6 protein-coding genes are annotated in these 15,640 nt (G+C 56.8%); all 6 read right to left on the reverse strand.

The window, feature by feature from the left end; genetic code table 11:
• Positions 1-120 precede the first annotated feature (120 nt).
• Complete coding sequence (locus tag ACAM29_RS05165; protein ID WP_369623433.1) at positions 121-4,335, reverse strand: N-6 DNA methylase; 4,215 nt, start codon at positions 4,333-4,335, stop codon at positions 121-123.
• Complete coding sequence (locus ACAM29_RS05170; protein ID WP_369623434.1) at positions 4,332-5,003, reverse strand: hypothetical protein; 672 nt, start codon at positions 5,001-5,003, stop codon at positions 4,332-4,334. Before ACAM29_RS05170 ends, ACAM29_RS05165 begins: the two co-directional genes overlap by 4 nt.
• A gap of 127 nt (positions 5,004-5,130) precedes the next feature.
• Positions 5,131-7,986, reverse strand: a complete 2,856-nt coding sequence (locus ACAM29_RS05175; protein WP_369623435.1) for a helicase-related protein — start codon at positions 7,984-7,986, stop codon at positions 5,131-5,133.
• Entirely contained in the window at positions 7,983-13,235 is a 5,253-nt protein-coding gene (locus ACAM29_RS05180) for a DEAD/DEAH box helicase (RefSeq protein WP_369623436.1), read from the reverse strand. The genes ACAM29_RS05175 and ACAM29_RS05180 overlap by 4 nt, the downstream gene beginning before the upstream one ends.
• Positions 13,236-13,391: 156 nt before the next feature.
• Positions 13,392-14,432 carry a hypothetical protein gene (locus ACAM29_RS05185; RefSeq protein WP_369623437.1) on the reverse strand — a complete coding sequence of 347 codons (1,041 nt, stop codon included), beginning with the start codon at positions 14,430-14,432 and terminating at the stop codon, positions 13,392-13,394.
• Positions 14,429-15,613 carry an ArdC family protein gene (locus tag ACAM29_RS05190; protein ID WP_369625120.1) on the reverse strand — a complete coding sequence of 395 codons (1,185 nt, stop codon included), beginning with the start codon at positions 15,611-15,613 and terminating at the stop codon, positions 14,429-14,431. The genes ACAM29_RS05185 and ACAM29_RS05190 overlap by 4 nt, the downstream gene beginning before the upstream one ends.
• Positions 15,614-15,640: the final 27 nt, after the last annotated feature.

Below are 15,640 nucleotides of genomic sequence, written 5' to 3' on the forward strand. Positions count from 1 at the left end.
TTAAAATATTCGTGTCAATAAAGGCGACGCGCTCTTGGGCACTTTCGACCAATTGGCGCAATTTTTCGGTATTGAGGTAATGAAAAATAGTCATTGCTTGCCCTCCCTGGCGATGGTTGGTTATTGGCCCTGAAGGGCATCAAAGGCTTCGAGTACGCGGCGCTGAGTTCGGTACTCGCCGTATTCGGCGATTTCCTTGCGCTTGAGGCCGGGGAAGGTGACGGAGGGGTAGTCCGGTCCCATCACCTCTGCCGGGTCGAGAATATAGCGCAGCTCGTCGCGGGTCAGGCCGTAGAGTTTGGCGTAGTAGGCATCCAGTTCGCAGCGCAGTTGATGGCGACGGTCCAGGTCCCAGCCGAAAGGCTTACCCTCATAGTCCAAGTCACGAGCGAAAGGCGCCAGGTCATGGCTGGTGTAGGTCAGCTCCAGTACCCGCGGCACTATATAGGCCAGATCGGCTTCGGAGTAAGCATCCGGCGGCAGTACCGGTAACTGCTTTGCAATAAAGAAATTCAGGTGTGTACCACCCACCTTATGGCGAGTAATAAAGTCAAAAACCAGAGCTGACAGATTACCTTGTAGCGCAGCCACTAAGGTTGCGTGTGTTGTTACTGGCAAAATACACAGAGGTAAGTTATTTCCGACACCAGCCATGGGTACTGTGTCTACGATCGCTGTTCGCTCATTCGTCGCATTTGTAATATCTCGGAACCCGAGCAGATATTTCGGGCTTCGCTCCTCCAGCTTTTCTTCGACCAGCCCGGCATAGTCCTGCGTTGCCGAAAACTGGCTAAGCCAATCCTTCAGCTCGGTATCGGTCATTGGATGCTCGTCGGCCATCTTCTGCGCTGCCAGGCCTTCTTTGGTGAACTGAGTGTTGGCAAACATGTCGTTCATACTGCCGACCTTGACCAGCTTGCTGCCCAACAATGCGGTTGCCTGATCCATTTGGTTGCGAACGGCCAGCAATCCGGCGAGCCACTGACGCAGGGCTTCTTCCAGTTTTGCAGGATTTTGCTTTTTCAGGCCGTCCAGCACCGGGCGCGGGATATCGGTGGTACGCAGCAACACTTCGCGCTCCTCCACCCAGTAACGGGGCAGGGGGGCGTAATCCGGCTGCTGTTTTTCCGTTACGGTGCAGTCGCGTACCGTGTCGCCATCGGTTTCATAAGTGGCAAAGCGGTGATCGAAATGATGCACCATTTTGGCTTCATACAGCGGCATATAGCGAGTGTCGTTGAGCAGGAAGTGGTTGCCGCAGAGGCAGGCCCCCCGATCTGTTAATTGCTCATGCGTGATGAACAGGTGGCTGTCGTTCGACATATCAAACAGTCGTGAAAACTTGATGCCCCAGGGGTTGCTCTCAGGGACATCCTGCATCAACACCGGCGCACGGCGATAGACCTTGCGGGTCAGCTCCGCATCCTGTTTGGAGCGGAATACCGGGCAGGTGCGGGTGTTGGGGTTGATCAGCGCAAAGTCTTCTGGTGACAGCTGGAACAGGCGCTCCTCGTCCTGCAGATGCTCGATGCGCGTCGAGAAAAACATCAGATCGGCCTGTTCAATCTGGTCAGCGATTGTGAGCAGAGTGAACTTGTAGCTTCGATGTACGCCCTTGAACAAACCTTCTCGGTTTTCAAAGTCATACAAGCTTGCAAGACGCTTACCGGTAGCCAATGCCTCGAAATATGCCTTGGTACTGTCATCGGTGGCAATGCCTGTCGGCACTATGATGCCGGCGCGGCCTTGTTGCGCGGTCAGATTAAGCGCCAACTCGGCAAACAAGGCGTAGAGGTTCACGTCGCCGGTGCCTGTCAGTGCAAAACGGCCACTGCCACGGACAAACTGACTGGATGCTTCCGCAGCATGGCGAGTCTCGAAAAACTCACGATAGAGCGCTTGATCCTGCTCGTCAGAGCTGGTTTCCAACGCCTGAATCATCTTGCGACGGGCGGCGGCATTGGCGGCAGCGGCGATTTCAGGTGAACGGGCAGCAAAGAATTCTTTCTCTTGCAGCTTGATTCGCTCCCAAGGCGGATTGCCCAGCACCACATCAAACCCGGCATTCTCGCGCTCAAAAACCTCCGGAAACTGCAGTGGCCAATGGAAAAAGCGGTTCTGCTGCGCCCGCAGGCGTACTTCGGCTTCCACCAGCGGGCTCAGTTCGCCCCGGTGGGCGGCCATCAGCGCTGCGTTATCCGGAATGCGGTCGGCATAATTCCCGGTTTTTGGCACAAAGAATGCGGCAGTCCAAAGGTCTTCCAGCAGGCGTGCCCGGCGCGCTTCATCGCTGCCCTGTGCGGCCTGCCATCGCTGGCGCTTGGTCTGCACATCGTCCAATGACTCTTCCGGCAGCTGATCAACGGCGGCGATCAGCTGGGCATTCATGCGCAGGTCGATGGCCAGTCGCTCGGCCTGCTGTTTATTGGTTTTCTTCAGCTCTTTCAGCAGCTCCTTGTCATCACCGTCCAGGGCCTTGAAAGCCTCCTCCGGAATGCCTGCTTCGAGTACTGCGGGGTCATACACGCCCACCAGCGCGTTACCACACTGGATATGGCTCTCCAGGAAGGTCAGCGGCTTGCCGGGTTCCAGTGCCTCCATCCATAGTGCCGCGCGGCACAACTCTATGGCCATGGGGTTCAGATCCACGCCGTAGATGCAGTGCTGAACCACATCGCGCAGGGCGTGCTGGAACTGAGCCGGGGTAGGCTCGCTGCCCTCGGCATCCAGCTGGGCTACCTCGCGCGCCAGGGTGCGGGTGGCCGCCAGCAGAAAATGACCGGACCCACAGGCCGGGTCCACCACGCGCAGCTCCAGCAGCGCCTGACGCGGAGAATCGGGATGTGCCGCCAGCCGTTCACGGATCACCGGTTTGAGTGCCGTATCGATCAATGACTGCACCAGCACGTCCGGCGTGTAGTAGGAGCCGGTTAGCTTGCGCAGGTTGCCTGCGGTGGTGTCGCCCTCTTCGAGGCCGATAAAGCTGAAGCGCCAGGGGGTATGGCTAATGGCCGGCACGAGTTCCAGCAGGGCTTCATACACGGAGCCCAGCTCTTCGGCATCCATGTTGGCGTAATCGGTGGCGACCAAGGTGTTACTGCTATCGCTGGGGTGCCAGGTGAGGGCTTTGATCGCCTTCAGCAAGGCTTGGTTATCGATCAGCGCAGCGTCCAGGTGCGGGCACTGGTCGGTATCAAACAGACCACCCAGCGCCGGCAGTGCCAGCAACGGCTGCCCAGCGGCCAGCCCATTGAGTGTGTGCTGCAGCGTCAGCCAGAGATCGTGGTGTCGGGGCTCAAAGCGGTGCGGCTTGCGTGCAGCCCTGCGCAGGGTATCGAGGCTGTAGCCCTCACGATAGCGTTCCCGCGCCAGCGGGTCACTGCCTTCCGGGTGCAGCAGGTCGCGTGCTTCGGCACGCAGCAAGAACAGCAGGCGATACACCAGCCGCAGCAGTTCCTGATAGTAGGCCTGGGCATCCAGCTCGCGGTCGGTAAACTGCTGGCGCAGCTGATCATTTTGCGGATGGCGCAAAAAGCCACTACCCAATGCGCCCAAGGCTTCCGTCACGCCAACGCGCAGTTTATCCAGCAGACGTTCACCCTGTTCTTCGGCCTGTGCACGCCACAACTCAAGCCAACAATGATGCACATCAGCTTTACCTTCGTGATCGCGTGGGTGAAACCGGCTGGCATGCAACATGAGCCAGAGAATACGAAACGCCGGCAGCTGCTCTTCGGCAAAACAGGTGGCCAGGTCCACTTCCACATAGGCGGGGCGGGTCATGGACGGGTTATCACGCAGAATGCGCAGGCGCTGGCCATCACTCACCAATCCCCAAAGTGCCTGGTCGTTGGCGTTGAGGTACTCCTGCAGCAGACCGGTCGGGCTGCGCTTGCGGCCCTCATGACCAAAGCGTGGATCGGCGGTGTCCAGTGCCTTTTCAGCCGGGGCGCAGAACACCATGGGTACTTGGCCGTTGCAGGCATGGTGGGTGATCGGGAAGCTGCGCTCGTCGATGATCCGTGGTTGTGAATAGGCTTGCAGATCAGTAAAGCCGAACACCTGGGTGAGCAGGTTGTGCAACCAGTGCTGTGAGGCAGCTGTCGGATCACTCAGGTCAGTGCGCTGACGCTGCTGATCAAAGCTCTGCCAGTTGGCTTGAGCGATACGCCAGTAACGGCCAATCTCGTCTCGCAGGGTCAAGCCCTGAGGAATACGGTACTCCGCTGCTGATTGTCCCGGCAGTTGCAGGGCAGCCAACTGGTTGAACAGATCGGCCGGCAGCAGGCCACCCTCCAGGCGGAAAATATTCTGGTCAGCATCCCTGTGGTTCATCGGTAAAGCTCCTGGATCAATGGGGTCATGCCCTGACGGTAAATGGTTGTAAAGCGGTCGCTGTGCTGCAGCAGGGTGGCGATTTCGGGGTTCAGCCAAGTCAGCAGTTCGCCGGCATCGGTATGCCGCTGAGGCAAGTCACGCCAATGCCAGATAGGCTCGTGGTGAAACACGCGGTTGCGCAGCTGGCGCAGGCGGTTAACGGCCCGGCTGATCTCTTTGCGCTGGCGCTGGCGCTTGGGCAGCTGCTTCAACGGTGCGTGCTTGAGCAGTTTGGGCCACAGGATCTGTTTATGTTCGTAGCGGCTGTCACAGAGGCTGCACCAGAAGCCAAACGTCAGTTCGGCAATCACGCGGTCTGCAGTAGGGGCTTGTTTGCGTTTGTGCAGCTCACTCAGCACCTTATTGATGGCTTGCTGCTCACGCGAGTGCAGCCACAGGCCTTGAAACCAGTTTTCAGTCTCAAACTCGATTGTTAGCGCATTATGCAGGGCGTTGCGAAACACGACTTCGTTAAGGTGCAGCAGTGGATAGAGCGCCTCGCTCAACTGCAGGTTCCAGTGATACTGCGCCAGCGCCTGCAGCCGGTCGCCCTTGCTGTGGTTCAGATAAGGCCCAAGTCGTTGCGGGGACAGTCCCGCGATGACGGCATCCAGTTTTGATGTCATTGAGTCTTACCCTGATGCTGGCTATAATGCACACACAGTCCCCGGGCTATTCCTCTCCCAGTCTTGCTACTGGTGATGAACCCGGGGTTATTCTTGTCTACACCTTCCCGTTTTATTACCCAGCTGCTCAAAACGCTACCTCTGGCATCAGCACGTACACCCCAAGTATATCGGCCGGCAACTGCGGGTTAACCTGAAATGTACCGCGGCCATCGCGCTCTGAATCACGCACACGGCGATGATCCTGCAATAGTTGTTGACCATGATCCCGGGCGATGTTATCCAGCACGGTTTGTTGTTCTTGTAAGCGCTCCAGTGCCTGACGCACGGCGCGTTCTCGCACATCGGGCAGGGTGTTCTGACTGGGTGCCAGATTGAACAGTTCGACCGCTTCTTGGGTTGCCAGTTGGCGTGGAGGCTGGTTGCCTTCCATGACTACGGTCACGGCTTCTTCTGCCAACATTTCGCGCCGGTTACCTTCGCGCTCAACCACGAGGTTGGTGCGGAGTCGCAGCAGAGCCAGAATCACGCGTTGCTGAACCTGGTTGGTGGTAATCGCACCGGCACGTCGGGCTGGGCGTTCACTTGCAGGCAGGTCTTCCGATTCCAGCGCGCGCTCAGCCAATTCATCCGCCAGCACGGTCACCAGTGGGTGGCTGCGGTGAATGTAGACAACATCTCGCGGCAGCGGCAGGTCAAAGCCTAGATGGTCCAGGCGGCGGATACCGTGGCTTTCCAGCCGTTCACGGATGGCGTGTGGTAGTTCGCTCCAGCTCATCCGGAAATGCTGCTGATGAGGTTGCAGTGGGGCGCGCAGCGCTGCCAAGGCTTGGGTAATAAAGCGCTGAACATCATTCTGATTACCCAGTACTTCCTGCATACGCTGCCATTCCGGCAGGACTTCATCCGGATGGATAGCCTGCTGGGCAAAGATGGTGCGGTTACGCTTGGCCTTTTCACGGGCGCTGTCCCAGGATACATCCACCTGATGCTCCAGATCCTCAAGGCTGTCGCCAAACTCCAGTCCCAGGCCCATCTGGCTCATGCCGCTGTCCATGCCACGCGTCAGCAGTACGGTTTGCATGATGGCCTGGGTTACACGATTCTCATCCTCGGGCATAGGAACACTGACGCCCAACGCTTTACGGATCGCTTCAGCCTTGCGGATGATGACTTTAAGCACGGCACCATCGACCGGGTTGTTATCGCCGTAGAGCATCAGTGCCTTGACCACCGGTGTACGCTGGCCAAAGCGGTCAACGCGGCCTTCTCGCTGTTCGTGGCGAGTCGGATTCCAGGCCAGGTCATAGTGAATAATGGCATCAAAATACTCTTGCAGGTTGATACCTTCCGAAAGGCAGTCTGTTGCGACCAGAATAGGTGAACCTTCGCGGTCGGACAGCGCTTCTACCCGATCTTCTCGTTCTGACGGGTGCAACTCGCCAGTAACACACTCGACGTTATAGGCCTTGAAGGCTTTGCCCAGATACTCAGCCAGGTAGTGTGCGGTGGGAATGTAGCGGCAGAAAACGACAGGCCTGTACCCAGCTTCAAGCATGGGCTTGAGAGTGGCGATCAACTGCTTCAGTTTCGGGTCAGCTTTAGGTCCTTGCAGGCTTTCAGCACGGCTGATCAGCTGCTGCAGTAACGGAATATCTTCGATTTGGGCACTGGGTTCCAGGTCGTCCTGACTTTCATCACTGCTATCCAGAATGGTGCGGTTGCCCAGCTCGTCAAGCGTTTCAATGGCCTGTGCTGTGTTGGCACCCGGCTGTACGGAACGATCAATGCGATTTTGCAACGTCCGCACCGCAGCAGCCGGTGAAGAGGAGATGCACCGCAGCAACGCCAGCGCTGCCCACCAGTGCAGCCGCTGCTGGAGCTGATCCAGTTGTTCTGCCCGGTCAACCAGCTCACGGGCGTAGTCCACCACGTCCTGAAACAGCGCCATCCAGTCACCCTGCATTCGGTACGCGGTTTCACCGGTTTCACGATCCGGGAACTGGGTGTTGTCGCGCCATTCAGCGATGTCCTGACGGCGGCGCTGAACCATGTGCAACGCCAAGCGTTTACGAATGGGGTTGCGTGCGTCGTCCAGCTTGGCCAGGGTGGCAAACTCAGGATCAAGCAACCCGAGCAGGTTACGGAACGCCTGCTCATCACCGCTGTGTGGGGTCGCCGTGAGCAGGAGCATGTTACGGCTGGCTTTAGCTGCCAAGCCCTTCAGCAGCGCGTAACGCTGGTGGCGTCCTTGTGCATTGCCCTGGGCGCAGGTGTGCGCTTCATCAACAATCACAAAGTCCGGGCAGCTGATCAGAAATTCATCCCGACGGCGGTTGGACTTGATGTAGTCCAGGCTGACAATGGTGTAAGGGTAGTGCTGAAACAGTGATTCGCTTTGCAGTAAACCCCGCTCCAGCCGTGCGGCAGTATGGCGGCTGACAATAACCGGCTGCAGGTGAAACTTTTCACTCAGTTCTTCCTGCCACTGCTCACAAAGATGTGGAGGGCAAAGTACGGTAAAACCTTTGACCTCGCCACGGTCAATCAGCTCGCGCAGAATCAGGCCGGCCTCGATGGTTTTACCTATCCCTACGTCATCGGCGATCAGCAGGCGCACAACTTCCTGGCGCAGTGCCATCAGCAGTGGCACCAGCTGGTACGCTCGCGGTTCAAAGGCCAGGTTGCCAATGGCACGGAAAGGGCCCGCACCGGCACGCAGCTTGAGCAGCATGGAGTCACGCAGCAACTGGCCGGATTGCTGGCTGCCTTCTCGGGCATCGGCAGGGTCAGGTGACGGAAACAACGCCTGTTCGATCTGTTCAAGTTCAGCCAGCAGGCGGACACGGTCATCATCACCACTGCCCAAGGCGCGCAGGTACAGGTCCGATCCCTTGGATTCCGGCAGCACAACCCATTCACGGTCACGCGCTCTGACGATGCTGCCGGGGTTGAAGGCAGGTGTTGAAGTAGGGGCGTTCATGAATCAGATTTCTCCACGGCGTCCTTAGCGGACATTGCACCGAAAATATTGGGGTGTTGGGCAAATACAGCAGGCCAGCTTGCCGTTTCTTTGGGGAAGCGCAACACAACGAAACCGGCGTCTTCCAGATCACGGGTTTGTTGCTGGTCGACCATGCGACGATCCGGGTGGTCGTGATGCGGACCATCGACAAATATGATCGCCCGACTGTCACGATAGGCAAAGTCGGGGCGAGTGTTAAACGCTTCCAGATAGGGCTGTGCTGCATCAGGCTGGCGTAACCCATGATGCTCAATCGCATCCAGCCAGGCCTGTTCAAGACTGCTGCCACTGGCGCGCTTGAGCTGTGCTGCTTGATCCGTATGGCGGTGCCCTCCGGAACCTGCTGTAAGCGTCAAGTCAGTGAGCTGCGCCAGCCATTCCAGGGCTTCGCGGTCCCGGCGGTCAATGCTTTCATGGTCCGGCTGGTTAAAGTAGCTGAGTATGCAGCGGTAACAACCTGCTTCACAGTTGCTGTCCGTATCCAGCCACTGGCTTGGCGGCAGCTGATGCCAGGCGACAGTGGGGTCTGGACGCTCCCAATGCATCAATTCCAACGCAGTCTGGGCGACTTTGCGCCAGGCATTCGGCTCTGTTGCGAGGCGGGTCAGTACACCGGCACCGCCTTCGGCCGCTTCATAGAACAGCAGGGCATTGCGCTCGTACAGATCAGGCAGGGGTTCTGCCATGAGTTCGCTCTCTTCCAGCTGGAAGTTGAGCTCAATGCCGCGTTTGAGCGCATATTGCAGGGTTGCTGCTGTTGTCGGCGACATGGCCAGGGCAGGGCGAATCACCAGCACGTTACGGCGATCAGTCACAAACGGCGAAATGCGCTGGCGCTGGTTAACCGGATCATCGGCCTCGGTCTCTTCGCTACCACCCTGTTCTTCATCTTTTAACCAGGTGCCATTGAGCGGGTCGATCATGAAACCGTCAATTTCCTTGTTCTTGCGTCGCTTCCAGCCCAGATTGATACGCCAGATATAGGCTTGCTGGGCGTATTCCATTTCAGCCAGCAGAGTGCCGGCCTGGTGCATGTCACTGCGCACGACTTTCAGCACACCGTTCTCTTCCGGGTACTGCAGGGTAGTGCGCAAGTCATAGCCTTGGCGCATGCGTTCTTCTTCGTCGCAGGTAATGCGCGTAACGGGGCGGGTGGCGACGTTTTCGATGCGGAACAGGTTATGGACCATTTTGCTGCCTTCCAGCGGTGAGCTGCAGGCTACACAGAGGTCCAGATTGAGCTGCTCAGCAAAATGCCCATAGCCGCAGTGGCCACAGATCCGCACCTGTTGTTCTGGCAGGCGTGCTTCCGTGACCTGCTGCTGGTCGACAGCACCCAGAATGACGCGCTTTACCCGGTACTGCTGGCCTTCATGGTAGATCAGGCTTAGTGGCCCAAACTCGGAAATCGCCAGGAAGCGAGGACGTGACAGCACCCGGTTGTGGTTTTCACGCCGCCCACTGCGACTGCCCGGTATGAAGGCGGCCAACGGCAGGCGCGGGAAGTTGTAACCTGGCAAAAAACCTTGCCCTGCCAAGTAGCGGTAAGTTTCAAAGTCAGACTGGCGCTTGTTGTTGTCTTGTAGCAGGCTGAACTGGATGGAGCCTTCTTCCCAGCGCCGGCGCGCAATATCACGCTCGCGTTTGCTGCTGGCCGGGTTGGTCATCAACCGGTTGGCCTCTTCGATCTGCTTGAGCGTGGAGGTGTAGAGATCACGCCAGCGAGTGAAGCAGTCATCCAGCCTCGCCATTGCTTGCTGCAGACGCTTGTCAGCCCAGGCACTCGCCGCCACTTCAAGCGACTCCTGACTGTTGAGCCAGACACCCTGAGCAGGGGCCAGAGCATCGCCAAGCAAGCGCATCAGCCGCTTGCCACGTTGCTGAGCACCACTGAGGGCTTTGTCATTAGCCAGGGACTCGGCATAGCTCTCGTTGATAGGCATGCTGGTCTGGGTAACGTCAATCAACTCATTGATGGCAGCTGGCAGCCGCGTCCCGGTTTCGGAAAGCCAAGTAGCAAACAGGTGGCTGGAGACCAGCTCTTCGTTGGCCAGATCAAGCATGGGAGGTGTAACCTGTCCATGCACCATACGGCGGGGCTCACGGAAAAAGTACTGATCATGCGGACTCTGTGCAGCGCAGTAGGTAATGACCAGCGCCGGTTGCCCCGAACGGCCTGCACGACCGCTGCGCTGGGCATAGTTGGCTGGTGTCGGCGGTACGTTGCGCAGATACACCGTGTTGAGTGAGCTGATATCGACGCCTAGCTCCATGGTAGGCGAGCAGAACATTACCCTCAGCGCACCCGTGCGGAAATCACGTTCACGTTCTTCTCGGTCTTCCGGATCGACCTGAGCCGTATGCTCATGGGCCATAAACTGAAACCAGTCGTGTTGCTGGCTTTTGAGACTATCCGCTACGGCCTGATAGAGCGCAGTGAAGTAGGGGTTGTTGGTCACAGCTGGCGCCAGCGGATCACGTTCGGGCGTGCCGCTGCCGCGTTTCCAGACCAGCACCTCACCGATTAGCTGATAGCCATCCAGTTCTTTATCGACGGATTCTGCCTCGATTAGACCGTAGGTTTCCAGCGCCTTGAGGAGAGACTCAATCAGAGCTGGCCAATTTTTGTCATTCAGTGCTTCAAAGGGCGCGGTGCCCCAGATTGCAGGTTTCTTCAGTTCCTGCGCCAGGCGTGAGCGACTGCCCAGCGAGATCAGGTCAAACTCTCGGCCTTTGGGGCGCCGGCCAATAATAGCGTGACACCCTTTGGCCATATCACGGGCATTACCCAGCTGCCATTTCTCAGTCAGGTGGGTTGTTGCCAGGTTCACCCATTGTTCGTGCTGAAGGTGGTCCAGGTAGCGGGTACGGATGCACAGGTTTTTGCGCATTACGTCCAAGACGAGTTTGCAGACCTGATAGCGTACGTCCGGTGTGGCTTTAGCCAACATATCCGGTGATTGGGCCCACACGCTGTCATCTTCTGTCAGTTCTGTCAGTCCGTCATAGGCGATTTCGAGCAAACCCAGCTGCTCAAGGTTCGGGACGGTAAAGCGCCAGCCCCGCCGCAGATCATGGTAGGCGCGATATCCCAGCACATTTCGCATGGCCTCTTCAGCATCACGTTTCATGCGTGGTATACGCTGATCGGGATTCTGCAGATAGTCGGCGCGCACGCTGGGGTCATCACTGTCCAACCCCAGTGCAGTGAATATATGCTGTGCCAGATCACGGTCTGTCAGCAGACTGCCGTTTTGCTGATCCAAGGAGGCAAGTATGCCTGCGCGTACCAGCAGAATTTGGATGAAGTCGTTGAAATGGCCGGACTGCAGCGCCGCATCCTGACGGTTGTCACTGAATCCGAGCAGTTTGCGCGCTTCGTCTGCCAGCTCATTCTCGGCACCCAGCAGGTAACGCAGGGATGACAGCGTAAGTGTTGTCGTTGCGGAACTGCGGCCTTCTGCCGATAGAGAGCCAAGCCGGGTCCAGTCTCGGCCTGAGCTGTGTGCATGGCCGCAACCGAGACAGAAACGGAAACCACCCGGCAGGTAGAACCCGCGTGTGCCGCTCAGGTTCTGTGCGCCGTTTGGCAGTACATGGACTTCTTGCGGCTTCAGCTTGGAGTAGTAGGGCTTCAGCTTGGGCGGGTCTTTCCTGAAGTCGAGCCAGCTTTCCGGGTAATCGTCTTCATTCCAATGCCCCAGCATCAGGAAGCCATAGGAGGTGTCCTCTTCTTCGGCTGCGGTTTCCTTGATATCGCGGGGCGTGAAACCAAGCTCACCGGTTTCAGAGTCCTTGGTATGCCAGACAGGATAATACTCCTGGCCACAGCTACGGCAGAAGTGAACGGTATAGAAGCGGCGGTTACGGTCGCCTGGCACGAACTGTTGCCCGTGCAGGTCAAGGTGGCGCTTCCCGGGTGCTTCAAGCGTTGCATAGAGGTCACCGGCACCCGAGATGAACTGGTGCAACCTGAAGGCAAACAGGGGCTTGTCGTTTATGTCACGAGTACGATAGGCAAGTAACAGGAACTGAGCAAGGTAACGCTGGCAATGTGCCGGATCCTGCGCTGTTGCTTCGCTCAACAATGCAGCCGCTTCTTCCAGCGTTTTTGGCTTGGCGCGTACCCACATGCCTTCTTCAAATGAGATGCCCAGAGTCAATTCGACCCAGGCAGCAACCGGATGCTGGCGCAGTTGATCAAAGGTTTCTTGATCAGGGAGTTTTGTTTGCAGGGCTTGTGCCAGCTCGTCGCCAGTGGGCATTTCACCGGGAATCTGGCGCTGTAGCGTTTCACCAATGATATTGGCCGCCGGCACTTGCTGACCAAATAGCTTGGTTGCCACTTCAGCAACCTTAGCTTGACGTTCCTGGCGTGTGCCTTCGGTTGCCATGGTAGCGGAGGTGCCGATACAGATCAGGTCGAGGTTCATCCGCTCACGTACACGACGCACCAGCATGGCGACATCAGCACCCTGACGGCCGCGATAGGTATGCAGCTCATCAAGCACCAGGAATTGCAGCCCTTGAGAATGTCGAATAACCGCCTTGTCCCGCTCGTTTTGGCGGGTCATCAGCAGCTCCAGCATCATATAGTTGGTCAGGATAATGTCGGGCGGGTTCTGCATGATCCGCTCACGCTCTTCCTGATTCTCCTGTCCGGTATAGCGGGCATAGCTGACGGGGCGCTTGTCATCAGGGAAGTCAGACAGGAACTTTTCCAGCTCTTCGCGCTGACTGTTGGCCAAGGCGTTCATCGGGTAGATGACAATGGCACGAATGCGCGGGGTCGGGTCGGCGTCTTTATCCTTGATGATGGTATCTACCATGGGGATAAAGTAAGACAGCGACTTGCCCGAACCTGTACCTGTAGTCAAAACATAGGGTTCACGTCGCTGGCAGCACTCGATCGCCTGACGCTGGTGCTTGTATAGCGTTGCAGGCACACCAGTGGACGTTGCCGACTTGCCAAAGCGGAAGATGTCTGCGGTAACGCTGCTGAGAACACCCTGAGAGGCGAGCAGTTCGACGTTGCCTTCAGTGACATAGGAGGGGTTGACCTGAATCAGCGGTGATGGCCAGTAGCGGCCGCCATCGTATTCACCGTCCAGGAAGGTGCAGATATCGTTAGCCTTGGGCTGAATGAAAGAGCGGGTGAAGTCACGATAATCTCCAACCAGCTTGTCCCTGAACTCGAAAACATCCATCAGGCTCGGCGCCTCCCTTGCCATATCATCATGCCACACAGTTGGAAGACTGTTGGCATCCTGCTACTTTTCAACGTGTTGCAGGAAGTCTATCAAAGTTTCATTTGGAAGAGGGTGGGAAAACTGCGTTCTACAGCTCCCCTCCTGCAATCAGTCTTAACACAAGTGATCTCCTGACTCGATGCAGGACAGAATGATGCCGAGATGTAGCGGATTGCCTTTGCCGCTGAAAAACGGATGTGGCGGCTTATTCTGTGCAACCCATTGATCTTTATTGGTGTTTTCGAAGGCTTTAATCCATCGCGTCCAATACAGCTTATCCGGCATCTTCAAACTGTATTTGTCGCTATCCCTGAGCATAACGCGAACGAGAAAGGCCACCAAGGTGTCCAGTTGGCCGTCGCTGTTCCATATGTGCAAAAAAATCTGCCAGCGCTCGGAATCCCTTGGCGGCATGCGCAGTGCGGTAAGAAATTCATCGATCCGAGTAAAACCGAGAACGGCTTGGATATAGTAGAGGGCGCCTTCCCAGTAGGCGCCAATCTCGAAGATGTCACCGGTCGCAATCGGATAGTAGGGTGCTGGGTAGTAAGGTCCCGAGTTCCGATTACCTGCCAGGAGGGTAATGTATGCATTGTGCCAGTCGTCGTCCGGTTTCAGATGGGGTGGACTGGTAAAGAAAAACCAGTGGTCACCGGTTTGCCATACGGTTCTGTGCGGCGGTCTCTTGATACTTATATCCGGCGAGGTGGTGGTGATATCCTTGCCGTGAACAGTCTCATGATCAGCCGTCATGACAGGTAAGTGACCCTGCTCTGCGATACCCAGCATGTACGTGAACCAGCCGGCATATTCATAGTTTTGCCGGTGCGCGCGCGCCATCAGGCGTGGAAAGCGGGTTTTGATTTTGGCGGCCAGTTCGCGCGCCGTATCCTGCCTGGCATCATGCCAGCCGAAATAATCATAGCCTTCAGGTCCGGAAGAATGCTCGATAGATTCGATATCGGCACCGGGTATGTCTACCCAGGCTTCACCGTCCCACTGCAGATAGTCGAATACAGTCAGCCTGCAGCGCCAGTATGCACCTGAGGGTGCCATAGCAGTGTGTACGGCAAGATCCTGATAGCCCTGTTTGTGCAACTCATGCACGGCGGCGAGCAATCGGGTAGAGCGCCGGATGATGGGGTTTGTGATCATTGCATCGTTCCTTCGAGCAGATTGTATCCATGGCATTCAGGACAACGCGCTCCCGGATCATCGCGTTCCAGTGTGACATTAAAAATAGCATCACAACGCCCGCATCCGATCTTGAATCGCCTGAAACGGACAAATCCTTCTGTAGTGCCTGATAAGCACTCCACGAATAGGGCCACTAACGGCTTCGAGGGTTCAAAGACAGGGGCTGTCTCGACATGCAGCTCCACTTCCTCAGGTACATTGCCTGATGGCAATTGCTCAGACAAGCCGAACAAGGGGAGATCAGTACTGTTGTTAGCCAATCCAGCCCGCTTGCATAACCAATCGGCCGCTATCTGGGCCTGCCCCATCGCTCGGTATAAATAGGCTATGTCGTCCTCAAGTGCCGATAACCAGGAACTAATATATTCTGCGTGGTCCTGACGGGGCTCAGGAAGTTTATGAAAGCGCGTGTTCAGAATGGCAGCGCCGAGCTCTGCCACCAGTTCTTCAAATGCGTAGCTTGCAACTGGATCATCGGAGAATTTTTGACGATCGCAGCGATGAGGCTTTTGAGTCCAGTGAATCAACTCATGAAGCAGCGTAGCATAAAAGTTTTCACCTGCTGTGGCGTGTGCACTGGGCGTAAAGCTTTGTCGAGGTGGCATGTGAATGGTATCGCTGGCAGGGCTGTAAAAGGGCTTGTTGCCTTCGAACCTGATGATCGCGCCCGATGCTATAACCACTTGCTCGGCTTGCTCGTTCTGATTAACGGTTTGTGATCGGGACTCCGGCTGATCAAACAGGTCGGGATAGCCAAAATCGACACCATTCACATCATCATAATTAAAAACCGTGTAGTGACGAAAAGAGTGCTGAATGGAATGGGTGCCACCACGAAGAGGTTGTTTGAACGTCACGGGCAGTGTGACTTTGACGCCTTTGCACCCCTTGCGTAGGCGGCCGCCAATCTTTGACCATTGGTGAAGTGTGGCCCAGTAGGGGGAAGAACACCCCCTCAGCTGGCCCTCAATCCACAGGGTTATCGCATTACGGCCTTGGAACGTGCGCTGTGTAACGGGGTTAATTGGCTCTGTAAGGCCTTCATGCCAAGGCATGTGCCAATCATCAACACCTTGCCGGATCTGACCAATGATCAGATCGGCAATCGATCTCGGCGTGCAAACATCAGCTGAATTCATATCCAACAACGTCTTGTCGTGGCTGCG

Origin of the sequence: Marinobacterium sp. BA1, from assembly GCF_041155135.1 — a bacterium.
In the GTDB taxonomy this organism is placed as follows: Bacteria; Pseudomonadota; Gammaproteobacteria; order Pseudomonadales; family Balneatricaceae; genus Marinobacterium; species Marinobacterium iners.

Coding starts and splice junctions, on each gene's coding strand:
- ACAM29_RS05165 (WP_369623433.1), bottom strand. CDS start 4,335: ATGAACCACAGGGATGCTGACCAGAATATTTTCCGCCTGGAGGGTGGC.
- ACAM29_RS05170 (WP_369623434.1), bottom strand. CDS start 5,003: ATGACATCAAAACTGGATGCCGTCATCGCGGGACTGTCCCCGCAACGA.
- ACAM29_RS05175 (WP_369623435.1), bottom strand. CDS start 7,986: ATGAACGCCCCTACTTCAACACCTGCCTTCAACCCCGGCAGCATCGTC.
- ACAM29_RS05180 (WP_369623436.1), bottom strand. CDS start 13,235: ATGGATGTTTTCGAGTTCAGGGACAAGCTGGTTGGAGATTATCGTGAC.
- ACAM29_RS05185 (WP_369623437.1), bottom strand. CDS start 14,432: ATGATCACAAACCCCATCATCCGGCGCTCTACCCGATTGCTCGCCGCC.
- ACAM29_RS05190 (WP_369625120.1), bottom strand. CDS start 15,613: ATGAATTCAGCTGATGTTTGCACGCCGAGATCGATTGCCGATCTGATC.